Origin of the sequence: Deinococcus rhizophilus (assembly GCF_030271215.1) — a bacterium.
GTDB lineage: Bacteria > Deinococcota > Deinococci > Deinococcales > Deinococcaceae > Deinococcus > Deinococcus rhizophilus.
This window is the reverse complement of sequence record NZ_JASNGB010000400.1, coordinates 1-505: the sequence shown is the minus strand read 5'-3', so window position 1 is coordinate 505 and position 505 is coordinate 1. Positions and strand designations below refer to the sequence as shown.

The 505-nt window shown below is 76.6% G+C and carries 1 pseudogene; it reads right to left on the bottom strand.

Going from position 1 to position 505, the window contains the following annotated elements:
- Window positions 1-505: pseudogene (locus QOL99_RS17555) on the bottom strand (cell division protein FtsK); the annotation flags it as partial.

Here is a 505-nt window from a genome sequence, read left to right as displayed (position 1 = left end):
CGCCAGGTGGTGAAGTCCTCGGCCACATTCCGCCACGCCCCCACCCGCTCACGGTGCGCGGCCTGCTCGCGGGCCAGCGTCCCCGCGTCGGGCTTGGCCAGGGCCTTTTCAGCGGCCTGCCGCTCGCGCTCCAGCTTTCCGGCGCGGGCGGCCAGACGCTGCAGGTCGGTGACGAGGCCCCGCCGCAGCCGCTCCAGCGCCCCGCTCGCCAGGGTGCCGGGCAATTCCACGCACAGCTCGTGGCGCCCGGCCCGGACCTCGTTCGCGGCGGCCTCGGCGTCGGCGCCCGCGCCGGGAGCCTCGGCCGCCACCTCGGTCCGCAGGTCGCGGGCGGCGTTGCCCACGAAGGTCGTGGTGACCTCGCGCCAGGCTTTCAGGTCGCCCTCCAGCCCCTTCAGCCCCGCCTCGTCCTGGCGGCGCAGGTCGCGGGTCGCCGCGCGAATCTCCTCCTGCTGGTCACGCAGCGCCTGGGCGCCCGGATACAGGCGGCGCAGCGCCTCCAGCT